This window comes from Nocardia sp. NPDC050175 (assembly GCF_044459885.1).
Classification (GTDB): Bacteria; Actinomycetota; Actinomycetes; order Mycobacteriales; family Mycobacteriaceae; genus Nocardia.
Genome location: NZ_JBITJI010000009.1, coordinates 191,073 through 217,421 on the forward strand (window position 1 = coordinate 191,073; position 26,349 = coordinate 217,421).

Sequence of the window (26,349 nt, forward strand, 5' to 3'; positions counted from 1 at the left end):
GTGCACGGTACGGAGTTGGGTGGATTCAGCGCGTCGCCGCCGAATTCCGCCGCGGCCGCGGCCCCCGAATCGTTTCCGCTCACCCCCGCGCAGCTCGGCATCTGGTACGCACAGCAGCTCGAGCCGGACGTGCCGATCACTATCGCGCAGTACGTCGATGTCCGGGGCGAGCTGGATCCCGATCTGCTGCAACAGGTCTCGGTCGCGGCGGGCCGCGAGTACGAATCGGTGCTCGTGCGGCTCGGCGAATCCGGCGGCGTGCCTTACCAATGCGTCGATCCGGCGCTGACGATCGACACCCCGCTGATCGACCTGCGCACCCAGCCCGACCCGGTGGCCGCCGCGCACGAATGGATGCGCACCGACGCGAGCACGCCGATCGACCTGCTCACCGATCGCCTGTTCGCGGGCGCGGTGCTACGCATCTCCGAGCACCGGTACTTCTGGTATCTGCGGGTCCACCACATCGTCCTCGATGGCTACGGGGCGCTGACCAACATGATGCGGATCGCCGAGCGATACACCGCGCGGCTACACAGCACGGAACCCGCGGCGGTGCGGCCGAGCACGCTGGCGGCCCTGGTGGACGACGAACTCGGCTACCGAAACAGCGCCCGCCACACCACCGATCGGACGCACTGGGCCGAACGGGTGGCCGGGCTGGACGGTGCCACCAGTCTCGACGGACGCACCGCGGCGCGGGCGGCGAGCAACCTGATCGCCGGGCGGCCGCTGTCCGCCGCTGTCGTCGCGCGGCTGAACATGCTTGCGACTACCGAAGATTCGACGCCGGCGGTGGTACTGCTCGCCGCGTTCGCCGGATATCTCGCCCGGCTGACCGACCGCGACGAAGCGGTGCTCAGCCTCCCGGTCACCGCGCGCACCACGGCCGCGCTGCGCCGGTCGGCGGGCATGCTGTCGAACATCGTGCCGCTGCGACTGCCGGTCGGCACGACCACCTGGGGTGCGCTGCTGCGGGCGACCAGGGTCGAGGTGACGGGCGCGCTGCGGCATCAGCGCTACCGCCACGAGGACATCCGGCGCGACGCCGAGCAGGACGGTCGGCCCGCGCGGCGGGCGCTGTTCGGGCCGCTGGCCAACATCATGCTGTTCCGCAACGACCTCGCCCTCGGCGCTACGGTCGGCTACTACCACGTGCTGTCGACCGGGCCGGTGGAAGATCTCAGCCTGAACGTCTACTACGGCGAACGCGACAGCGTGCACGTGGATTTCGAGGCGAATCCGAATCTCTACAGCGCCGACGACATCGCCAGGCAGCACGCGCGCTTCCTCCGATACCTGGAGCGGTTGCTCGCCACCGATGTCGAAACACCGATGAGTGCGGTGCCGGTCGCGACCGAGCTGGAGCTCGCGGTCAGCACCCGGATCTGGAATGCCACCGCCTTCGACGTGGACTCGGTGCTGTCGGATCGGGGCGCGCGGGCCACGTTGGTCGCGCTGTTCGAGGCACAGGCGGCGGGCACGCCGGACGCGGTGGCGGTGCGGTACGCGGGTGCGGCGGATCTGACCTATGCCGAATTGTCCGCGCGCAGCAATCGGCTGGCGCGGCAGCTGATCTCGCAGGGTGTCGGACCGGAGTCGCTGGTCGCGGTGCACATCCGGCGTTCACCCGACCTCGTTGTCGCGATATACGCGATCCTCGCGGCGGGCGCCGCCTACGTGCCGCTGGACCCGGACCATCCGGTCGAGCGGACCGCGCACATCCTGAATATCGCGCGCCCAGCCTGTGTGCTGACGACCGAACACGACGCGGCCTCGACGGATTTCCGGACGCCGGTTCGCCACGTCGATCGGATCGACGGGACCTACGCCACGGGTCCGGTGTGGGATTGCGAGCGAACTGCCGCACTACGACCGGACCATCCGGCGTATGTGATCTTCACCTCGGGATCCACCGGTCTACCCAAGGGCGTGACGATCACCCACCGGGCGATCGTGAACCGGCTCGTATGGATGCAGACCACCTACCGGCTGAGCACCGAAGATGTTGTGCTGCAGAAGACTCCGGCCACCTTTGACGTCTCGGTCTGGGAGTTCTTCTGGCCGTTGCAGATCGGCGCGACGCTGGTGCTCGCCCACCCCGACGGACACCGCGACCCCGCCTATCTGCGCGAGGTGATCGCCGAGTACGGCGTCACCACAGCGCATTTCGTGCCGTCGATGCTCGAAGCGTTCCTGGCGAATCACGACTTCGCGCGCCGGACAACGCTGCGCTCGGTGTTCGCCTCCGGTGAGGCGCTGCCCGCCTCGCTCGCCCAGCGGCTGCGGGTGTCGACCGGCGTCCGGCTGCACAATCTGTACGGCCCGACCGAGGCCGCGGTCGATGTCACCTTTCACGAAGTGATCGACACCGATACCCTCTCGGTGCCGATCGGCGCGCCGGTGTTCAATACCCGGCTCTTCGTCCTCGATTCGCGGCTGCGGCCGGTTCCGGTCGGGGCGCCGGGTGAGCTGTATCTGTCGGGGGTACAGCTCGCCCGGGGTTATGTGGCGCAGCCGGGACTGACCGCAGCGCGATTCGTGGCCGATCCGTTCGGCGGTCCTGGCTGTCCTTCGGCGCCCGGCGCCCGCATGTACCGCACCGGCGATCTGGTCCGCTGGACCACCCGCGGGCAGCTCGAGTACCTGGGCCGCACCGACTTCCAGGTGAAGCTGCGCGGGTTGCGCATCGAACTCGGCGAGATCGAATCCGTGCTCGGCACGGTCGATTCGGTGGTCCGCGCCGTGGTCGCGGTGCGTGACGACGCCGGGATCGGCGAGCAGCTCGTTGCCTACGTGGTCGAGTCCGAGCCGGGGACCGTGCATCCGGGGCAGCTGCGCGCCGCCGCTGTGCGCGCGCTGCCCGGCTACATGGTGCCCGCCGCCTACGTGGTGCTCGACGCGCTGCCGGTCAATGCCTCCGGCAAGCTGGACCGGTCCGCGCTGCCCGCACCGGTACGGCCGAGCACGGAGTACCACGCGCCGACGACGCCCACCGAGCAGGCGGTGGCCCGCGTGTTCGGCGAGGTACTCGGTCGCGAGCGGGTCGGCCGGGACGACGACTTCTTCACCCTCGGTGGCAACAGCCTGGTGGCGACGCAGGTCGCCGCCCGGCTCGGCACCGACCTGGGCTGCCTGCTCGGGGTTCGGGAGGTGTTCACCGCGACCACGGTGTCCGAACTCGCCGAACTCATCGAGCGGGCGGGTGGATCCGGCGGCGCGCCCATGGTCGCGCGGCTGCGGGCGCGGCCACGGCCGCCGCTGGTTCCGCTTTCGCCCGCGCAGCAGCGGATCTGGTTCCTGAACCGATTCGAGCAGACGGGCGCGTACAACATGCCGTTCGTGGTCCGGTTGCGCGGCACGGTCGATATCGCCGCGCTGCGGCGCGCGCTCGACGATGTGATGGCCAGGCACGAGGTGCTGCGCACGATCTTCCCCGCGCCGCCGGCCGGCGACGACACCGGCGCGGCGGCCAGGCAGGTGGTGCTGTCGGTCGCCGCGGTGAGCGGTGCGCCCGAATCGCTCGGCGCGGACGAACTCGCCACTGTGCTGGCCGAATTCGCGGCGCGCGGGTTCGACCTGGCCCGCGAGATCCCGATCCGGGCCCGCATCTTCGCGCTCGACGACGGCAGCTGCGCGCTGGCGCTGGTGCTGCATCACATTGCCGCCGACGGTCTTTCGCTGCGGGTGCTGGCCCGCGACGTGATGAGCGCCTACACGGCACGCAGGCATGATGCCGCGCCGGACTGGGCGCCGCTGCCGGTGCAGTACGCCGACTACAGCCTCTGGCAGCGCGAACTGCTCGAATCATCGGCCGCTCCCGGCCAACTGGCATTCTGGACCGAGGCGCTGGCCGGTGCACCCGAGCAACTCGACCTGCCCACCGACCGGCCACGGCCGCCGGTCAGCTCCGGGCGTGGCGCGGTGTTCGGCTTCGAGCTGCCCGGCCCGGTGCACGCGGGCATCGCAGACCTTGCACGCGCCCAGAGCGTTTCGCCGTTCATGGTGGTGCATGCCGCCCTCGCGGCGTTGCTGGCGCGGCTGTCCGGCAGCACCGACATCGTGATCGGCACCCCGGTCGCCGGTCGAGGCGACCGAGCGCTCGACGAACTCGTCGGGATGTTTGTCAACACGCTGATGCTGCGCACCCGGATCGATGAGAATGCGCCCTTCACAACGCTGCTCGCCCGGGTGCGCGAAGTCGACCTCGCCGCCCTCGGACACGCCGAACTCCCGTTCGAGCAGCTAGTCGATGCCATCAACCCGGCACGCTCGCAAGCACGGCATCCGCTGTTTCAGGTCATGCTCGCCTTCGACAATGCCGAACCAATCGCGTTCGAACTGCCCGACATGTCGGTGCTGACCAGTACCCTGGACACCGGAGTGACCAAGTTCGACCTCCAGCTGACGGTGACCGAGCGCTCAACGGTGACTGAACGCTCGGGGGTTGCCGCTAGCTCGGCGGTCACGGAAAGCTTCGCCGGTGCCGGACTCAGGGAAGGTTCGGCACCGGCGGGGATCCGGGCGGAATTCACCTACGCCACGGATCTATTCGACGAATCCACCATTGCCGACTACGCGCAATTCTTCGTTCGTTTCCTGCGGGCGATCATCGATGATGCCGATATCCCGGTGGGCGACCTGCCGCTACTCGATGCTGCGGGCACGCGCCGGGCCATCGAATGCGGTCGCGATACGCGGGGCGCCGGTGACGGCACGCTGCTCCGGAATTTCGAGGCGCAGGTGCGCCGGACGCCGGACGCGATCGCGGTCATCGAGGGTGATCGTGCGCTGACGTACGCGGAGTTGGCGGCAGCTGTCAATCGGGTTGCGCGGGCGCTGATTGCCGCGGGCGTCGGCCCGGAAACGCTGGTGGTGCTCGGTATGCGCCGCTCTGTCGAGTTGGTAATCGGCGCGTACGCGGTGCTGACCGCAGGTGGCGGGTACGTGCCGGTCGACCCGGATCAGCCGAGCGTGCGGCTCGAGCATGTTGTCGCTGCAGCCCGCGCGGTCTGTGTGTTGACCCGTGCCGCGGATGGGTGGGCGAGCGGAAGCGATGTCCCGGTGATCGCAGTCGACGCCCTCGTGCATTCCGCATTTTCGAGCGCGCAGGTTACCGATACAGATCGGCGGGCACCACTGCGGTCGGCGAACACCGCGTATGTCATATTCACGTCCGGGTCGACTGGGCGGCCGAAAGGTGTGGCGGTTCAGCACTCTTCGGCGGTAAATCAGATCAGCTGGATCGCGGGCGAGTACGGCATCGGATCGCGCGACGTCGTGTTGTTCAAGACACCCGCGACCTTCGATGTGTCGGTGTGGGAGCTGTTCGCGCCGCTGGCGCGGGGCGCTCGCATGGTGATAGCCGAGCACGACGGGCACCGGGACAGCGCGTATCTCGCGGACATCATTGCCACCCACGGGGTCACGATGACGTCCTTTGTGCCGTCGATGCTGACCGTGTTCGCCGATGCGGCCCCGGCGGCGGCCCTTTCCTCGCTGCGCACTGTGTTCGTCGCCGGTGAAGCGATGACGGGAGAGGCTGCGGCGGCGTTCGCCGCGGTCAGCCGGGCGACGCTGTACAACCTGTACGGGCCAACGGAGTTCACGGTCCATGCCACCCACGCGCCCGTTGAGCCCGCCGTGCGCGGACCGGTGCCGATCGGTGGCCCGGTGCTCGGCAGTCAGGTACTCGTCCTCGACGGCCGGTTACGTCCCGTGCCGGACAACGTGATCGGTGAGCTGTATCTGTCCGGTGTTCAGGTTGCGCGCGGCTATCAGGGCCGGGCTGACCTGAGTGCCGAACGGTTCGTGGCGAATCCGTACGGGCCGTCCGGGGCGCGCATGTACCGCACTGGGGACCTCGTTCGGCGCAATCGGGCAGGAGCGCTGGAGTATCTGGGGCGCAGTGATTTCCAGGTGAAGCTGCGCGGGCAGCGGATCGAGCTCGGGGAGATCGAGGCTGCGCTGCTCGCGCTGACCGAGGTGCGTGCTGCGGCAGTTCGCGTATTCGACCACCCAGCAGGCGAATTGCTCGTCGCCTATGTGGTGGCGGATCGGCAGCACGAGGACGCCGCGCTCGAAGCGCAGTTGCGGGCGGTATTGCCCTCGTACATGGTGCCGTCCGCGTATGTGTCGCTCGCCGCGATGCCGCTGAGCGGTTCCGGCAAATTGGACCGCAACGCGCTGCCGGATCCGGTGATCGCCGCCAAGGCGTTTCGAGCGCCTCTTACTGCTACCGAATGGGTGGTTGCGGAGACCTTCGCGCAGGTGCTCGGTGTCGATCGGGTCGGGTTGGACGACGACTTCTTTGCCCTCGGCGGGAATTCGCTGGTGGCCACCCAGATCGCGGCGCGGATCGCCGAAAAGCTGAGCGCCGATGTGCCGGTGCGGATGCTGTTCGAGTACCCGACGGTTGGACCGCTGGCGGCGCACCTCGCTGCGTCGAGCATGGGGAGGACAAGGCGGGAGCTGACGGCGTCATCGCGGCCACTGCATGTTCCGTTGTCGTATGCGCAGCAGCGGATGTGGTTTCTGCATCAGTTCGACGCCGACTCGGTAGCGAACAATCTGGTTGCCGCGGTTCGATTGCGTGGCGGGCCCGATTGCGCGGTGTTGGCGGCTGCGGTCACCGATGTGTTCGCGAGGCATGAAGCGCTGCGGACCAGTTATCCGGCGGCTGACGGGATTCCGCGCCAAGAGGTGCTGGAGATCGATCAGGTGCGGGTCGAGTTGGCGCCTGAGCAGATCGATGAGGCCCGGCTCGATGAACGGCTCGCTGCCGCTGCGGTCGAACCTTTCCAGGTGGATCGGGAGCCGCCAGTTCGACTTACGTTGCTGCGGACAGATTCCGGCGATCATGTGCTGGTTGTCGCGTTGCATCACCTCAGTGCCGACGGGTGGTCCATCGCGGTATTGACCAGGGATCTCATGCGGGCCTATGCCGCTCGCCGTGCCGGAATCGAACCCGACTGGGCGCCGTTGCCGGTCCAGTACGCCGACTACACCCTGTGGCAGCGCGAGACATTGGGCGCTGAGGACGATCCGGAGTCGTTGCTGGCCGGGCAGATCCGGTACTGGTCGAACGAGCTCGACGGATTGCCTGACGTGCTGACCCTGCCCGCCGACCGCCCACGGCCGCCGATCGCGTCTGGTCGCGGTGCCCGCTATGCCTGCACCGTCGACGCCGTCACGCACCGGAGACTGCGGGAGATCGGCGATACCGCCAACGCCTCGTTGTTCATGGTGATGCACGCGGCATTCGCCACCATGTTGACGAAACTCGCCGGACAGCAAGATATTGCGATCGGCACACCGGTCGCCGGACGCGGTGCGCGGGCACTGGACGAGCTGGTCGGCATGTTCGTCAACACCCTCGTGTTGCGTGCCCAGGTACCGCCGGAAGTGCCGTTCACCACGCTCCTCGCGGCCGTTCGTGACTGCGATCTCGCGGCCTTCGCTCATGCCGATGTTCCGTTCGAGCGGCTGGTAGAGGTGTTGCGGCCGCAGCGATCCGCGGCGCGGCATCCGCTGTTCCAGGTCATGCTCGACTTGCAGAACACCGCGCAGGCCGACATCGAATTGGAGGGCCTCGAGGCGTCGCGGGTCGAGATCAACACGAACACAGCGAAATTCGATCTGCAGCTGACCTTGGCAGAAGTGCCCACGGGTACGGGCGGTCTCAGCGCGGTCTTCGAATACGCGACCGATCTGTTCGACGCGGCGGCGATCGAGATGTTCGCGACCCGACTGCAGTTGGTGCTCGCATCGATCGTCGAGGACCCGGCAGTGGTCGTGGGTGATATCGACCTGCTGACCGCTGATGAGCGGGACTTGCTGCGCACCTGGAACGACACCGGGCATGCGGTGGATGGTTCGGCGACGTTGGTGTCGATGTTCGAGGCGCAGGTCGCTCGGACGCCTGATGCGATCGCTGTGACGTTCGAGGGGGCGAGTCTGTCCTACGCCGAGTTCTCGGCGAGGGTTAATCGTGTTGCCCGGCATTTGATTTCGCTTGGGGTTGGCCCGGATTCGATGGTCGCGTTGGGTATGCGCAGGTCGATCGAGCTGGTCGTCGGTATGTACGCGGTGAGCGTGGCTGGTGGTGCGTATGTGCCGTTGGATCCGGATCATCCGGCTGAGCGCACTCACTACGTGCTCGATGCCGCGCGACCGGTGTGTGTGTTGACCACCGCGCGCGATGAGTTCGATGCGGGCAAGACACCTGCCGTCGAGATCGATCGCTTGAAGCTGTCGGATTACTCCGATGCACCCGTGACCGACACGGATCGTCGTGCGCCGCTGCGTGCGTCGAATACCGCGTATGTGATCTTCACGTCGGGTTCGACGGGTCGGCCGAAGGGTGTCGCGGTCAGCCATGGTGCGATCGTGAACCGTTTGGTGTGGATGCAGGCTGAGTACGGCTTGGAGCGCACTGATGTGGTGTTGCAGAAGACTCCGGCGACGTTCGATGTGTCGGTGTGGGAGTTCTTCTGGCCCTTGCAGATCGGTGCGCGCCTGGTCGTCGCGAAGCCCGATGGACATCGCGATCCGACCTATCTGGCGAGAGTCATCCACAGCGAGCGGGTGACCGTCGCGCATTTCGTGCCGTCGATGCTCGCGGTGTTCGTCGCCGATGCCGCTGCAGACCAGTGCGATTCACTGCGTCTGGTGTTCGCCTCCGGTGAGGCGTTGCCGCCCAAGCCTGCCCATCGGCTGCGTGAGCTGACCGGTGCGGCGTTGCACAACCTGTACGGCCCGACGGAAGCTGCGGTCGACGTCACCTTCCACCAGGTTGCTGACACCGACGTGGACACGGTGCCGATCGGTGCTCCGGTATTCAACACGCAGGTCCACGTACTGGATGCACGCTTGCGCCCGGTCCCGGTGGGCGTCGCGGGTGAACTGTATTTGGCAGGCGCTCAGCTGGCCCGTGGCTATGTGGGCCGACCAGATCTCACGAGTGATCGCTTCGTGGCGAATCCCTTCGCGACCGGCACTCGGATGTACCGCACCGGTGACCTCGTTACCTGGACAGCACACGGCGAGCTGGAATACCTGGGCCGCACCGACTTCCAGGTGAAGCTGCGCGGTCAGCGCCTCGAACTCGGCGAGATCGAGGCAGCGCTCACCGCGCTGGACTCGATCACGCAGGCGGTCGTCGTGCTCCGCGCGGACAGCCCGGCGGGCGAGCAACTGGTCGCGTACATCGTCACCGCGGCAAGTGCCGCATCAGATCTCGATGCGCTGAAAGCCGATCTCGCCCGCCGTTTACCCGCCTACATGGTGCCGACGGCCTACGTGGTTCTCGATGCGCTGCCGGTCAACGCCTCCGGCAAGCTGGACCGTAAAGCCCTGCCGATTCCCGTATTCGAAGCAGCGGAGTTCCGCGCGCCGGTCACTCCCGCGCAGCGGATCGTCGCGAGCATCTATGCCGACCTGCTCGGTGCGGAGCGCGTCGGTTTGGACGACGACTTCTTCGCCCTCGGCGGTAACTCGCTGACCGCCACCCAGGCGGTGGCCAGGCTCGGCGCGGCCATGGACGCGCACCTGGCCGTGCGCGCGGTGTTCGATGCGCCGACCGTCGCGGCACTGGCCGAGCACGCCGAAGCTCAGCGCGGCTTGGGTGGACGTGCGGCGCTCGCACCACGTCCTCGGCCGGACCGGATCCCGCTCTCGCCCGCCCAGCAGCGCATGTGGTTCCTCAACCGGTTCCTCGCGGATGAGCGAACCGGCCCAGGTGACGCTGTCGACAACATCCCCATCGCGCTCCGCTTGACCGGAGTTCTCGATATCGCCGCCTTGGCAGCCGCACTCGCCGACGTAGTACACCGCCACGAGACACTGCGAACCGTCTACCCAGACGGACCCGATGGCCCCGAGCAAGTGATTCGCTCAGTGTCGCCAGCCGTTCCGGATCTACCGGCTGAGCCGATCACCGAAGACGAACTGGCCGAGCGACTCACCGAGCTGGCCATGGGCGCCTTCGACCTCACGTGCGAAACCCCCATGCGAGCAGCGTTGTTCGAGGTCTCCGGCACCGAGCACGTGCTAGCGCTTGTGCTGCATCATATTTCGGCGGACGGCTTCTCGCTCGGCCCCTTGGCCTGCGACCTGATGACCGCCTACACGGCCCGGCAAGGAGGTACTGCACCGACGTGGGACGCGCTGCCGGTGCAGTACGCCGACTACACGCTGTGGCAGGCCGAGTTCGCGCACACGGATCGCCAGCTCGCATTCTGGCGCCACGCCCTCGACGGCCTACCGGAACAACTCGATCTCCCCGCCGACCGACCGCGACCGGCAGTCGCGTCGCATCGTGGCGCGACGCACCGGCTACGCATCGATTCCGACTTGCACAGTGAGCTGGGCGAATTGGCCCGCAAGCGCGAGACGACCCTGTTCAGTACCGTGCACGCCGCGCTGGCGGTGCTACTCGCCCGGCTCTCCGGCAGCACCGACATCGCGATCGGTACCCCGGTGGCGGGTCGCGGTGTCGCCGCGCTCGATCAGCTCGTCGGCATGTTCGTGAACACCCTCGTATTGCGTACCCAGGTCGACTCCAGGGCCCGGTTCGAGACCGTGCTGGATGCCGTGCGCGACCAGGACATCGACGCGCTCTCGCAGGCGGATGTCCCGTTCGAGCGCCTCGTCGAGCTGCTCGCACCCGCCCGCGCGCAGAGCCGCCACCCGCTGTTCCAAGTGGCGCTGACCTTCCAGAACTTCACCATGCCCCGGTTCGAGGTGGCGGGCCTGCGCGCGCGACCTTGCGAATTCGATGCGGCCGCAGCCAAATTCGACCTCCAGTTCACGGTGGTCGAGGCCATCGATCAGGGTGGCCGGGCCGACGGCATGGACATCGAGATCACCTACGCGACCGATCTTTTCGACCCGGCGACGATCGCGGTGCTCGGCCGCCGGTTCACCCAGGTGCTGGCCGCCATCGCGGCCGACCCGACCGTGGTGCTCGGCGACATCCAGTTGCTCAGCGCCGAGGAGCAGCAGCGTGCGCTCTACCAATGGGCGAGCTCCGGCGCGGACGAGGCTGTCGCCGACGGCACCCTCGCGGATCGGTTCGCGGCGGCCGCCGCACTCGACCCGGCGGCCGCCGCGGTTCGCGCAGGGCGACGCACGCTGAGCTATGCCGAGCTCGACGAGTGGTCCAACCGCCTGGCTCGCCGCCTCATCGCCGCGGGCGTCGGTCCGGAAACGCTGGTGGCGGTGGCACTGCCACGGTCGGCGGAGCTCGTCGTCGCGCTGCTCGCGGTGATCAAATCAGGGGCCGGGTATCTCCCGATCGATCCGAACTATCCCACCGATCGGATCGAGTACATCCTGGACGACGCTCGTCCGATCTGCGCGGTCACCAGTGCCACCACAGAATTGGCCAGAGGCTGGTTCGGTGGACCGGTGATCGACATCGACGCCACGCTGTCGGCCACTATCGATGGCTCGCCCGTGACCGAGGCCGATCGACGCGCGCCACTGCACCCGGCGCAGGTCGCGTATGTCATCTACACCTCGGGCTCGACCGGGCAGCCCAAAGGCGTTGTCGTCCCGCATCGCAACGTGCTGCGCCTGCTCGACAACACCCAGCGGCAGTTCGGCTTCGGCCCGTCCGATGTGTGGACGCTGTTCCACTCCTACGCGTTCGACTTCTCGGTGTGGGAGCTATGGGGCGCGCTGCTGCACGGCGGGACGCTCGTCGTGGTCGATTACTACACCTCCCGCTCGCCTCAGCAGTTCCGCGAACTACTGATCGCCGAGCGGATCACGGTGCTCAATCAGACCCCCTCGGCGTTCTATCAGTTGATCGCCGCAGAACTTGCCGAAGAACACGCTGCCGGATTTGCCCTGCGGCACGTGGTTTTCGGTGGCGAGGCGCTGGAGCCGCAGCGCCTAGCGGGGTGGTTGAGCCGCTATCCCAACGGTCCGCGGCTGGTGAACATGTACGGCATCACGGAGACAACGGTGCACGTCTCCTACCGGCACATCGTTGCGGCCACGGGATCGGCAAGCGTAATCGGCAGTGCCATACCGGGATTAGCGGTTCGGGTGCTCGATGACCGGTTGCGGCCGGTGCCGGTCGGAGTGCCCGGCGAGATCTATGTCTCCGGCGGGCAACTCGTGCGCGGCTACCTCGGCCGCCCCGCATTGACCGCGAGCCGGTTCGTCGCCGATCCCTACGCCGCCGACGGCGCACCGGCCTACCGATCCGGCGACCTGGCCCGCTGGACCGCCGACGGCGATCTGGAGTACCTCGGCCGCGCCGATCAGCAGGTGAACCTGCGCGGCTTTCGCATCGAACTCGGCGAGATCGAAGCCGCACTGCTCGACGCTTCGGCGATTCGTGAGGTGGCCGTTGTCGTTCGCGCCGATCTGGTCGACGAAGCACGCATCGTGGCCTACGCGGTGGCCGACGAAGACCTAGATATCGCGGGACTGCGACAGGCGCTCGGGCTACGACTACCGGAGCACATGGTGCCTGCCGCGATTGTCCGGGTGGACCGAATCCCGTTGACGGTCAATGGAAAGCTCGATCGCACCGCTCTGCCTGCGCCGGTCTTCGAGTCGACCGTCTACCGCAAACCTGTCACGATCGCCGAGCAGATCGTTGCCGCGGTCTTCGCCGAAGTACTCGGATCGGACGCGGCGGTGGGCGCGGACGACGACTTCTTCGCCCTCGGTGGCAGCTCGTTGCTGGCGGCCAAGGCCGTCGCGCGAATCGGCACGGCCCTGGACCGAACCGTAGGCGTCCGCGCGTTATTCGAAGCGTCCCGTGTCGCCGACCTCGCGGCACTCGTGCACGCCACCGCAGCGGGCGATACCCGGCCTGCACTGGTCGCGGGCCCGCGCCCGGACAAGATCCCGCTGTCACCCGCGCAGCATCGAATGTGGTTTCTGAATAGATTCGATCGAAACTCCGTCGCCTACAACATCCCACTGGCCCTTCGCCTATCCGGCCAATTGGATGTCGCGGCGCTGCAGGCCGCCATCGGGGACGTGATCGGCAGGCACGAATCCCTGCGGACGCGCTATCCGGAGCTCGACGGCGCTCCGGTACAGCTGATCCTGCCTGCGGCCCAGGCTGTTCCGTCACTGTGGCCGATCGATGTGTTCGAATCCGAATTGCCACAACGAATTCGCGAGCTCGCCGACACCACATTCGATGTGACCACCGAGGTGCCGGTCCGAATGCGCCTGTTCCGCATCGGCGACCCCGCCCAGACCGACGGCGAGTTCGTGCTTGCCGCGGTCCTGCACCACATCGCCGCGGACGGCTCATCTGTCGCGCCGTTCGTCCGCGATCTACTGGTCGCCTACACCGCGCGGTCGGCCGACAGCGCGCCCGGCTGGGCGCCGATCGCGGTGCAGTACGCGGACTACGCGCTCTGGCAGCGCGCGCTGCTCGGCGCGCCGGATGACGCGGAATCGGTTGGTGCGCAACAGCTCCAGTTCTGGACCGAAACACTGACCGGCCTGCCGGAACAATTGACGGTGCCGACGGACTATCCGCGTCCCGCTCGCCAGAGCTTGCGTGGCAACAAGGTTTGGTTCACGGTGGACGCCCAACTGCACACCGACCTCGTCGCACTCGGCCGGAAGCACGGCGCGACCCTGTTCATGGTGGTGCACGCGGCCTTCGCGGCGCTGCTCGCGCGGCTGTCCCGCACCGGGGATATCGCCGTCGGAACGCCGATCGCGGGGCGCGGGATGGCCGAACTCGACGACGTCATCGGAATGTTCGTCAACACACTGGTATTACGAGCCGACGTCAGGGGCGACGAGCCGTTCGATGGGCTGTTGCGGCGCGTGCGAGCCGCGGATGTCGCGGCGTTCTCGCATGCGGACGTGCCGTTCGAACGACTTGTCGAAGAGCTCAATCCAACCCGATCGACGGCGCGCCATCCGCTGTTCCAGGTCGGCTATTCGTTCCAGAACCACGATCGCGGGACCTTCCGACTACCCGGCCTCGAGGTGCGCGAGCTCGAATTCGACAGCGAGGTCGCGCAATTCGATCTGCATCTGTTCGCCGTCGATCAGTACGGCTCCGATGGCACACCCGAAGGCCTCGACCTGGTACTCGGTTACGCGACGGACCTGTTCGAACCGCGCACCGCCGAGCGGATCGTCGCGCAACTGCGCCGGGTGCTCGAATCCGTGGTGGCCCGGCCGGAAGTCGTCGTCGGTGACATCGATGTGCTCGGTGCCGAACGAGATCAGGTGCTCCAGCAGTGGAACCGCACCGCGCACCCGGTCGAGTCGGTGACGCTGGCGGATCTGATCGATGCTCAGGTCGCGCGTACGCCGCAGGCGGTCGCATTGGTCGACGCCGCGACCGAGCACGAGCTCACCTACGCGGAATTCGACGCGCGGGTGAATCGGTTGGCGCGCAGGTTGATCGCCCGCGGGGTCGGCCCGGAGACGACCACGGTGCTCGCGATGCGGCGTTCCATCGACCTGGTCGTCGCCATGTATGCCGTGATCCGCGCCGGCGGCGCCTACGTTCCCATCGATCCCGACCACCCCGTGGACCGGATTATCTACACCGTAGATACTGCGGCGCCCGCAGCAATTCTCACCACCGCCCGGGATGGCCTGCCGATCGAAACACCGGTTCCCACGCTGGAAGTCGACCGCCTCGACCTCACCGGCATGGCGGCGACAGCGATCGACGACGCGGCGCGAATCCGTCCATTGCGCCCCGACCATCCGGCCTACGTCATCTTCACCTCCGGCTCGACCGGCCTGCCCAAGGGCGTCACCGTCTCGCACTCGGCGATCGTGCACCAACTCGCCTGGCTACGCGCCTTTTTCGCCCTCGGTCCGGCCGACCGCGTGCTGCTGAAGACCCCGGCCACCTTCGACCTGTCCGTCTGGGAGTTCTGGTCTCCGCTGGTGACCGGTGGCCGCCTGATCATCACCGAGCCAGGCGCCGAACGAGATCCGGATCGGCTGCGCGCCCTCATCGAACGTCACGGCGTCACGGTGCTGCACGCGGTGCCCTCGCTGATCGGCATGCTGCTGGCTGCCCCGCTGCCGATTTCCCTGAACAAGGTGCTCGCCATCGGCGAGGCGCTGCCACCGGCTACCGCGATCGAGTTCCGTCGCCGCACGTCGGCGCGACTGTTCAATCTCTACGGCCCGACCGAGACCGCGGTGTCGATCACGGCCTTCGAGGTGGACACCGATCCACTGCACACGGTGCCGATCGGCTCGCCTGCCTGGAACAGCCGGGTGTACGTGCTCGACTCGCGGCTTCGGCCGGTACCGGTCGGCGTTCCGGGTGAATTGTATTTGGCAGGTGCGCAGTTGGCCCGCGGCTATCAGAACCGAGCGGGGCTGACCGCGGATCGGTTTGTAGCCGACCCGTACGCGAGCGGCCGGATGTACCGGACCGGTGACATCGTGCGCTGGCGGCCGGATGGCACGCTCGAGTATCTGGAGCGCGCCGACTTCCAAGTGCAGATCGGCGGATTCCGGATCGAGCTCGGCGAAGTCGAGACCGCGCTGCGGCGGCAGCCGGGGGTGCGGGCGGCGGTCGCGGTGGCCAGGGAGGATGAGCGAGCCGGCGTCCGGCTCATCGCGTATGTCGCTGTATCCGCGCCGGATTCAGCTGAGCTTGCGTCCGGCTTGCGAAGCGCTCTCGCGAGTGAGCTGCCCACGTACATGGTGCCCGCCGCAGTCGTTGTGCTGGAAGCATTGCCGCTCAACGCGAATGGCAAAGTCGATCGCGCCCGGCTACCGGAGCCGATGTTCGCCGAGGCGGCTTTCCGTCCTCCCATGACGGAGCTGGAGAAGGTGGTCGCGGCGACCTTCGGCGACGTGATCGGCACCGCGACCGCCGGACTCGACGACCACTTCTTCGCCATGGGCGGCAATTCGCTGATGGCCACGCGCTTAGCTGCCAGGCTGAGTGCGGCGCTGGGCATCCTGGTGCCGGTGTCCGCGGTCTTCGAGGAACCGACGGTCGGCGGGCTCGCCGAGCACCTCGCGGCCTTGGACGGCACCGGCGCTCGTCCCGTGCTGATGCGGCGAACCGACCCTGGGCCTGCGGCGTTGTCGCCCGCACAGCAACGGATGTGGGTGGTCAACCGGCTGGCACCGGATTCGGCGGCGTACAACATCCCGATGGCGCTGCGTCTCACCGGCGCGCTGGACGTGGCCGCGTTGACCGCGGCGATCCAGGACATCCTCGACCGCCATGATGCGCTGCGCACCAGATATCCGGACACCGCGGATGGACCGGTGCAGGAGCTGGTCCCGATCACCGAGCTGTCCTTTGATCTCACCCCGATAGCGGTGCCGAAGGCAGACATCACGAGCCGTATCAGCGAATTCGTCGCCGCTCCTTTCGATATCACGGTGACGCCACCGGTACGAGCGGCGCTGCTCGCAGTGGATACCGCGGAATACGTGCTCGTCGTCGTGCTGCACCACATCAGTGCCGACGGGTACTCGGTGGCTCCGATGATTCGGGACCTGGTGCGCGCCTACGTCGCTCGATCGGCAGGTCGAACACCCGGCTGGGTGCCGCTGGACATCCAGTACGCGGACTACAGCAGTTGGCAGCGGGACCTCCTCGGCTCCGAGCACGATCCGGACAGCCTGGCATCGCGCCAACTCGCCTATTGGACACGGGAATTGGCCGGGGCTCCCGAACTGATCGCGGTGCCGACCGATCGACCACGGCCTGCCCGCCGCGACACACGCGGCGCGACCATCGAATTCGACGTCGACGCCGAACTCACCGCACGGTTGGACGACCTCGCGCGGGCGCACAACACGACGTTGTTCACCGTGCTCCACGCCGCGTTCGCGGTATTGCTCGCCAAACTGGCCGGGACAAACGACATCACCATCGGGGCCCCGGTCGCTGGACGTGGAGCGCGCGAACTCGACGACATGATCGGGATGTTCGTCAACACGGTGGTGCTGCGCACCGAGGTCGACCCGCGCGCCCCTTTCCACGACCTGCTGCGCCAAGCACGGGAGCGGGACCTGGCGGCGCTCTCCCACGCGGACGTCCCCTTCGAGCAGGTGGTCGAAGCAGTCGGCCGCCCTAGATCCAGTGCCTACCCGCCGCTGTTTCAGGTGCTCTTCACCTTCCAGAACATGCCGAGCGGCACCGTCGCGCTACCCGGCCTCGACGTCGAGGCACTCGACCTCAGCCTCGACGAGGCGAAATTCGATCTTCAGCTCACCGCCGTCGAGCGGTTCGGCACCGACGGCGCACGAAACGGGCTGAACATGCGGTTCGGTTACGCGACAGACATTTTCGACGCCGCGACAGTCCGCTCCTTCGCGGCACGGCTGCTGCGGGTGTTGGCCGCGGTGGCCGCCGACCCCGCGACCGCGATCCGCTCGATCGATATCCGCTCCGCGACGGAACAACAACCGCTGCCTGCCCCTGCCGACCTGCCTTCGCTCATCGCCGCCGCGGCCCGCGCCGTACCGGACGCGATCGCATTCACCCACGGCGACCGGGCGATCTCCTATCGCGAACTCGACGCGAAGCTGACCGTGGTCGCCAGGGCGATGGGTGCCGCGGCGAAACCCGAAGCCCTGATCAATGTCTCGCTCGCCGGGCTGGTGCCCGGCATTCTCGCCGCCCTCGGCGGCGGTGGTCTCGCGGCACTGCTGCGGACCCTGCTGGCCGAGGTGCGTGCGGTGCTCGCCGACTCGGTGTCGGTGGTCGACTCGGAAGGAAACAGCTGATGTCCCACAAAGATTCGGTCACACCCGACGGGCTCGGCTCCAGGTCAGGGCTCGATGATCCCGCACTGCGTCGTGCCTACGGAGTAGGCGACCTGCCCGGGCTGATCGCGACCGTTGCCCAGCTGGCACCGGAACGAGTTGCCCTGCGCCACCACGACGTGACCATCACCTACGAGGTGCTCGCTCTCGAACTGACGGTGCTGGCCGAAGCCATGGGCGATAGCCTCGGCCCGGATGCCTTGGTGCAGGTCGTGGTGTCGAGTCAGCTTCCCGCGCTGCTGGAATCGGCCGATGGGGCACTGGGTGCGGTGCTGATCGAATTGCTGGACGACGCGCTCACCGCGCTCCGGCATATGCTGCCCGTCGACTTCGCGCCCGTCGAGACGCTGGTCAGTGAATTCGAGCAGCAGGTGCGGCGCACCCCGGACGCGGTGGCGCTCGAGTGCGCGGGCGACACTCTGACCTACGCCGAGTTCGACGGCAGGGCGAATGCGCTTGCCTATCGCTTGATCTCGCTGGGTGTCGGCCCGGACGTCTTGGTGGGGCTGGCTGTTCGCCGCTCGTTCGACCTGCTGATCGGCATGTACGCGATCTTGAAGGTGGGTGGCGCGTATGTACCGATCGATCCCGACCACCCCGCCGAGCGCATCGCCTACCTACTCGAGGTCGCCCGCCCGGTCCTGGTGCTCACCACGACGCGCGATCAGCCAGAGCTCGGCGAGGCCCGCGCGCTTCGCATCGATGAATGCCGTGGCTCTGTAACCGAATCGCCGACTGCCGACGAATCCTTGCCGCGGCTGTGCGCGGACAACACCGCGTACGTGATCTTCACCTCGGGGTCGACCGGCCGCCCCAAGGGCGTCGCCGTCTCGCATCGCTCGATCTTGGCCAATCTGCGCTGGCGGCAGCGGCTGTATCGATTGCGGGCGGACGACGTCGTTCTGCAGAAGACGCCGTTCACCTTCGACGTCTCGGTCTGGGAGTTCTTCTGGCCGTTGCAGATCGGTGCCCGACTGGTCATCGCGGCACCGGACGGGCATCGCACACCCGCTTACCTCGCCGAGGTCATCGCCGAAAGCCGGGTCACCGTCGCTCATTTCGTGCCCTCGATGCTTGCGGTGTTCGCTGGCGAGCCAGGGGCGCAGGCTTCGGTGGAATCGCTGCGCTTGGTCTTCGCATCAGGCGAGGCGCTTCCGGCCGCGACCGCCGCCACCTTCCGCGATATCAGCGGCGCGACGCTGCATAACCTGTACGGCCCCACCGAGGCCGCGGTCGACGTGACCGCGCACGAGGTAACCGCCGCGGACGTGCTGAGCGTGCCGATCGGGACACCCGCGGACGACACCGATCTGAAGGTGCTGGACGACAATCTGCGCCCGGTGCCCACCGGTGTGGTCGGTGAGCTCTACCTCGCCGGTGTGCAGCTGGCCCGCGGCTACGTCGCCCGTCCCGGCCTGACGGCCGAGCGGTTCGTCGCCAGCCCGGATGGGCCGGCGGGTGAGCGGATGTACCGCACCGGTGATCTGGTGCGCTGGGTGCGCGACAACGGCGGCGGGCCGGATGAACTGGAATACCTGGGCCGCACCGACTTCCAGGTGAAGTTGCACGGACTGCGGATCGAGCTGGGCGAGGTCGAGGCGGCACTGCTGCGGCAATTTCGGGTGACCCAGGCGGCGGTCACGTTGCACCGGCAGCAGAACGGCGATCATCTCGTCGGCTACGTGGTGGGCAGCGGCACGATCGACCCCGCTGCGCTGCTGACGTCCGTGCGGCGGGAGCTGCCGGAGTACATGGTGCCGTCGCTGGTCATGGTGCTGGAGGCGATGCCGTTGAACGCCAACGGGAAGCTGGACCGCCGTGCCTTGCCGGAGCCCGAATTCGGTTCCGGCGCCGCCGCATACCGTCCACCGGAGACCGCCAACGAGGTGACGGTCGCCGAGATATTCGCCGAGTTGCTTGGCCTCGACCACGTCGGCACCGAGGACGATTTCTTTGCTCTCGGCGGGAATTCGCTCATCGCGACCAGGGCCATCGCCCGCATCTCCGCCGCACTCGGCGTCACGATCGACGTCCGTGACTTCTTCGACCGGCCGACGGCGGGTGCGGTCGCGGCCCTGTCGGAGCACGGCATCGAGCGCCCGCTGTTGGCGGCAGGACCGCGGCCGGAGCACATTCCGCTGTCGCCGCCGCAGCGGCGGATGTGGTTCCTGAACCGATTCGGCACCGACGCGGAGTCGGCCCGCGAATTCGACACCGCAGCCGTGGACAACATTCCGGTGGCGCTGCGGCTCCGTGGTGAGCTCGACGTACCCGCCCTCTCCGCGGCCATCACCGATCTCGTTGCGCGACATGAAGTCCTGCGCACCGTCTACCCGCAGACGGTGGCCGGGCCCGCGCAACTGATCCGCCGGGTGCACGCGGTGTTCGACCTGACACCGTCCGAGGTGCCCGAGCACAAGCTTGCGGCCGCGGTCCGCGTGGTCGCCGCCCAGGGTTTCGATGTGGCCGAGGAGATTCCGGTTCGCGTGCGCCTGTTGCGTTGCGGGCCTGCGGATCACACGCTGGTGCTCGTTGTCCATCACATCGCCGCCGATGGTGTCTCGCTCGGCCCACTCGTGCGCGACCTCGGCACCGCATACGCCGCCCGGCGCGCTGGGCGTCCGCCCGGGTGGTCTCCGCTCGCGGTGCAATACGCGGATTACGCGCTCTGGCAGCAGCGGGTCCTGGGCGACGAGGCCGACCCCGATTCGGCCGCAGCCCGGCAGTTGGCGTTCTGGCATGCCGAATTGACCGACCTGCCAGCAGAGTTGGCGTTGCCCGCTGATCGGCCGCGACCTGCGCGAGCCACCTATCGCGGCGCCACGCACGAGTTCCGCCTCGACGCCGCGCTGCGGACGGCGATCGACGACGTTGCCGCCCGGTGTCACGCAACGCCGTTCATGGTCCTGCACGCCGCGCTGGCCGCGCTGCTGGCCCGATTGTCGGGCACGACCGACATCGCGATCGGTACACCGGTGGCGGGCCGTGGTGATGCGGCGCTCGACGACCTGGTCGGGATGTTCGTCAACACCCTTGTATTGCGCACCGAGGTGCGGGGCGCGGCCACCTTCGCCGAGTTGATCGCGCACGCTCGCGACCGCGACCTGCGTGCGTTCGCCCACGTGGACATCCCGTTCGAGCGCCTGGTCGAGGTGCTGAATCCGGCACGGTCCCAGGCGAGGCATCCGCTGTTCCAGGTGGCGCTGTTCATGCAGAACCTCGGACTGGTCACCCCGGAGCTGCCGGATCTCGGCACCGAACTGGTCGACTTCGACCCTGGCTTCGCGAAATTCGATCTGCAGCTGACGATCTCGGATCACGACACGGAATGCCGTGCCGAATTCACCTACGCGACCGATCTGTTCGACGCGCCGACCGTGCGTGAGTTCGCGGCCAAGTTCCTCCGGTTGCTCCGTGCGGCGGTGGCCGAACCGGAGGCGCCGGTCGGCGATATCCCCCTGCTCGACGCGGGTGAACTCGACTACGTCACCGCGAGCTGGAATGCCAGCGGCCACAAGGTCGCCGACCGGTTCCTGCACGAGGGATTCGACAACCAGGTTCGCCGCACTCCGAATGCCGTTGCCCTGGCGACCGATTCGTTGACTCTGACGTACACCGAGCTCTCCGATCAGGCCAACCGCATGGCCAGAGTGCTCATCGACTCCGGCGTCGGACCGGAATCCCTCGTTGTGCTGGCGATGCCGCGCTCGATCGAGCTGGTCGTCGCCATGTACGCGGTCGCGCGGGCGGGTGGCGCCTACGTGCCGGTCGATCCCACGCATCCGGCCGAGCGGATCGGGCACATTCTCGATACCGCACGCCCGCACTCGGTACTCACCACGCGGTCTACCGGATTCACACTCCCCACAACGGTTCCCGACACGGTGAGCGTCCATTATGTGGATGAGGTCGACCTGTCGGTGTACTCGGCCGCCAAGATCGGCGACCGTGAGCGTCGCACTCCGCTGCATCCGGATCACCCCGCCTATGTCCTCTTCACGTCCGGCTCGACCGGCAAGCCCAAGGGCGTGTCGGTCAGTCATCGCGCCATTGCGAACCAGTTGGCGTGGATGCACGCCGAATACCGTCCACGTACCGGCGATGTCTATCTGCAGAAAACGGCGACCACCTTCGACGTCTCGCTCTGGGGCTACTTCCTGCCGCTGCGCGCGGGTGCCACGCTGCTGCTCGCCGCACCGGACGGCCATCGCGATCCGCGCTATCTCGCGGAAATCATTGCCCGCCAAGGCGTCACGCTCACCGACTTCGTGCCCGCCATGCTTTCCGTCTTCGCCGCGCATGCCGCGCCGGGCGAACTCGATTCCCTCCGAGACGTTTTCGTCATCGGTGAGGCGCTCCCATCGGAGACGGTGGCCGCGTTCCAAGCGGTGAGCGATGCCGGGCTGCACAACCTCTACGGACCCACCGAGGCCGCCGTGTCGATCACCTACCGTGAGGTGACCGCCGAGGACACCACGGTCGTGCCGATCGGTGAGCCGGAGTGGAATTCCCAGGTGTATGTGCTGGACGCCCGCCTGCGGCCGGTCGCGATCGGCGTGCCGGGGGAGCTGTACCTGGGCGGGAACCAGTTGGCTCGCGGCTATCACGGCAGGGTGGACCTCACCGCGGATCGCTTCATTGCGAATCCGTTCGGGAATACCGGCGAACGGATGTACCGGACCGGTGATCTGGTGTGGTGGAGCCAGGATGGTGAGCTGGTTTATCTGGGCCGCACCGACTTTCAGGTGAAGTTTCGCGGCCAGCGCATCGAACTGGCGGAGATCGAGACGGCATTGCTGGCAGCGCCCGAAGTGAGCCAGGCCGCAGCGCGACTCGTCACCGGTGCGTCCGGCGACTACCTCGCAGGTTATGTAGTCCGGACGCCAGGAGCCGAGCTGGATCCGGCTGCTCTCAAAGCCGTTTTGGCGCAGCTTCTTCCCGCTTACATGGTGCCGACCGCGCTGGTAGAGCTCACCGAGTTCCCGCTGGGCAGCAGTGGCAAGTTGGATCGTGCGGCGCTGCCTGTTCCGGTACTCGAAGTCGAGCGGTTCCGTGCCCCCGTCGACGCCGCGCAACGTCTGGTCGCCTCCGTGTTCGCCGAGGTGCTCCGCGTCGATCGAGTCGGTCTGGACGACGACTTCTTCGCGCTCGGCGGCAGTTCGCTGGACGCCACTCAGGTGACCGCCCGGGTGGGCGAAGCCATCGGCGTGCGAGTTCCGTTGCGGGCCTTGTTCGAAGCCGTCACCGTCGACGGCTTTGCCGCCGCCGTGGCCGCATTGAGCACTGCGGGGGAGCCCCGGCCCGCGTTGACGCGACGGACCCGGCCCGAGCGAGTGCCGCTTTCGCCTGCGCAGCAACGGCTGTGGTTCCTCAACCGCGTGGAGACTCAGGATGGGTCGACCAGCGTCTACAACCTGCCGGTCGTGCTCCGGCTCACCGGTCGCCTCGATGTCGCCGCGCTGTCGCGGGCGGTGCTGGATGTGCTGGTCAGACACGAGTCGTTGCGGACCCTCTATCCCGACACCGAATCGGGTCCCTACCAAGTGATCCTGGACAGCGGAGACATTGGGCTCTCCCTCAGCCCCATGCCGGTCGAGCGGGCCGCAGTGGCGTCGGCAGTCACGGCGATCGCTGAGGCCGGAATCGATGTCACGGCCGAACTTCCCTCGCGTGTGGCGCTTTTGCTGATCGACCGAGCAGACGCTGCACGCGGTGTCATCGGCGACGAGTACGTCCTGGTGTTCGTGGTTCACCACATTGCCGCCGACGCCCTGTCGATGCCGCCGTTGGTCACTGATCTGGTTCGGGCCTATCTCGCCCGGCTGATCGGGCACGCGCCGGACTGGGCTGACCTTCCGGTGCAGTACGCGGACTACAGCCTGTGGCATCGGGAATTGCTTGGTGCGGAGGATGTTCCGGGTGATCCGGCCTACCAGCAGCTGCGATTCTGGCGCGCTGTCCTCGGTGGTGCACCGGCACAGACCGCCTTGCCGACCGACCGGCCGCGACCGGCTGTGCCGTCGAACCATGGAGCGGCAGTTGATTTCACGGTCGAGGCCGCAGTAGTCGCGAGCCTGCGCGTCATCGCGCAACGCACCGGGGCGACCCTGTTCATGGTGCTGCACGCCGCGTTCGCGGCCACGTTGGCACGGCTGAGCGGTAGCGATGACATCGTGATCGGTGCACCCACCGGCGGCCGCGGCGAACGTGAACTCGACGCTCTCATCGGCATGTTCGTCAATACGCTGGTGCTGCGGACGCCGGTCGCTGCGGACTCCTCGTTCAGCGAACTGGTCCGGCAGGTGCGGGATACCGATCTGGCCGCGTTCGCCAACGCCGACCTGCCGTTCGAGCGTTTGGTCGACGCCATGGCCGTCGATCGCGGCGCCGGTGCTCATCCGCTGTTCCAGGTGATGTTCAGCTTCGGTGAGACGCAGCCTGCGCTACGTACCGGCGCGGTGGAGGTGCCGTGGCTGGCGATAGAGCCGGTCGAGATCGATGACACCGGAGCCAAATTCGACTTGCATTTGGTGGTCAACGAGCGCCACGACAGCACCGGTCTGACGACCAGCCTGCGCTATGCCACCGATCTGTTCGACGCGGCGACCATCGAATCGTTCGTAGCCCGTTTCCGGCGAATGCTTACCGCGGTCGCGGTGGACTCAGAGGTGACGATCGGCGACGTCGAGCTGCTCGCCGACCACGAACGCGAGCTCGTACTGCAGCGGTGGAACGCGACCGCGCATACCGTTGATGAGAACTGCACGCTCGCTTCGCTATTCGCCGAACAGGCAGCCCGTACCCCAGAAGCTACCGCCCTCACTGTCGAGGGGACAAGTCTGTCTTACGCCGAGTTTGCGAGCCGAGTGAATCGGTTGGCTCACTGGCTCGTCGGGCAAGGCGTCGGCTCGGATTCGGTGGTGGCGCTGGGTATGCGGAGGTCATTCGATCTCGTAGTCGGCATGTATGCAGTGATCACCGCAGGCGGCGGATACCTGCCGCTGGATCCGGATCATCCGGCCGAGCGCACGGCGCACATCCTCGACACAGCGGCACCGGCCTGCGTGCTCACTTCGGGCTTCGATCTGAATTCCGCTGTAGTGCAAGTGCGTATCGATCGGCTGGACCTGTCCGGCTACTCGGACGCGCCACTGACCGACGCCGACCGGCGGTCACCGCTGCGTGCCGCGAACATCGCGTACGTCCTCTTCACGTCCGGCTCGACCGGGCAACCGAAGGGCGTGGCGATGAGTCACGCGGGCATCGTGAATCGGCTGCGCTGGATGCAGTCGGCGTATGTCGCGCTCGGTGCCGACGATGTGCTGCTGCAGAAGACGCCGGCCACCTTCGATGTGTCGGTGCCGGAGTTCTTCTGGCCGTTGCAGGTCGGCGCGCGGCTCGTGCTCGCCAAGCCTGACGGCCATCAGGACCCGGCCTACCTGGCGGAGCTGATCCGTCGGGAAGGCGTGACCGCGGCGCACTTCGTGCCGTCGATGCTGTCGGTGTTCGTCGCGGACGAGCTAGAGGTACCCACGCTGCGTGACGTGTTCTGTTCCGGCGAGGCCCTGCCCGCCGCGACAGCTCAGCGGATGCGCGCGCTGACCGGCGCGCGGGTGCACAACGGCTACGGCCCCACCGAGGCCGCGGTCGAGGTGACATTCCACGAGGTCACCGACGCGGATACCCGGACGGTGCCGATGGGCGCACCGATCTGGAACACCCGGACGTATGTGCTCGACGCGCGGCTGCGGCCCGTGCCGGTGGGTGTGCCCGGCGAGTTGTATCTGGCGGGCGCGCAGTTGGCTCGCGGATATTGGGGACGAACGGAGTTGACCGGCGCTCGGTTTGTGGCCGACCCGTTCGATCCGGCAGGCGGCCGGATGTACCGCACCGGCGATCTGGTGGCCTGGACAGCTGTCGGTGAGCTGGAGTTCTTGGGCCGCACCGACTTCCAGGTGAAGATCCGCGGCCTGCGGATCGAGCTGGGCGAGATCGAAACGGCGCTGCTGGACATGCCTGCCGTCGGCCAAGCTGTTGTCCTCGTCCGGGACGACCATGAGACTGGTGATCACCTGGTGGCTTATCTAGTGACGGAAGGCCCGGCCGAGCTCGACGAACTACGTGCCGAATTGGCCACGCGACTACCGGGATACATGGTGCCGCACGCCTTCGTCACACTCGACCGCCTCCCGGTCAATTCCTCCGGCAAACTGGACCGAAAAGCCTTGCCCGCGCCCGTCCTACCGCCCACTGAATTCCACGAGCCCACCGGCCCGGCCGAATCCCTTGTCGCCGAGACATTTATCGCGCTGCTCGGCACCGAGCGAGTCAGCGCGCACGACGACTTCTTCGCACTCGGCGGGAACTCGCTGATCGCTACCCAACTCGCCGCCCGCCTCGGGCAGGCGACCGGCACCGAGGTCCCGGTGCGCACGATCTTCGACGCGTCCACCGTGCGCGCGCTGGCCCGGCGGCTGACGGCCGACACCGAACCCGCTGCCTTGCCGCCCCTCACGGCGCAGGAACGCCCCGACCCGATCCCGCTGTCGATAGCCCAGCAGCGCATGTGGTTCCTCAACCGGTTCGACACCA

Annotated in this window: 2 protein-coding genes (1 of these 2 cut by a window edge); both read left to right on the forward strand. The window is 67.5% G+C overall.

Going from position 1 to position 26,349, the window contains the following annotated elements:
* Positions 1–17,718, forward strand: coding sequence for a non-ribosomal peptide synthase/polyketide synthase (locus tag ACIBK2_RS29695; protein ID WP_396971818.1), 17,718 nt, complete (start codon positions 1–3; stop codon positions 17,716–17,718).
* Positions 17,718–26,349 carry the 5' portion of a non-ribosomal peptide synthase/polyketide synthase gene (locus ACIBK2_RS29700; protein WP_396971819.1) on the forward strand. 16,616 nt of this gene lie beyond the right edge of the window, so only the first 8,632 of its 25,248 coding nucleotides appear in the window; it begins with the start codon at positions 17,718–17,720; its stop codon lies beyond the right edge, outside the window. The genes ACIBK2_RS29695 and ACIBK2_RS29700 overlap by 1 nt, the downstream gene beginning before the upstream one ends.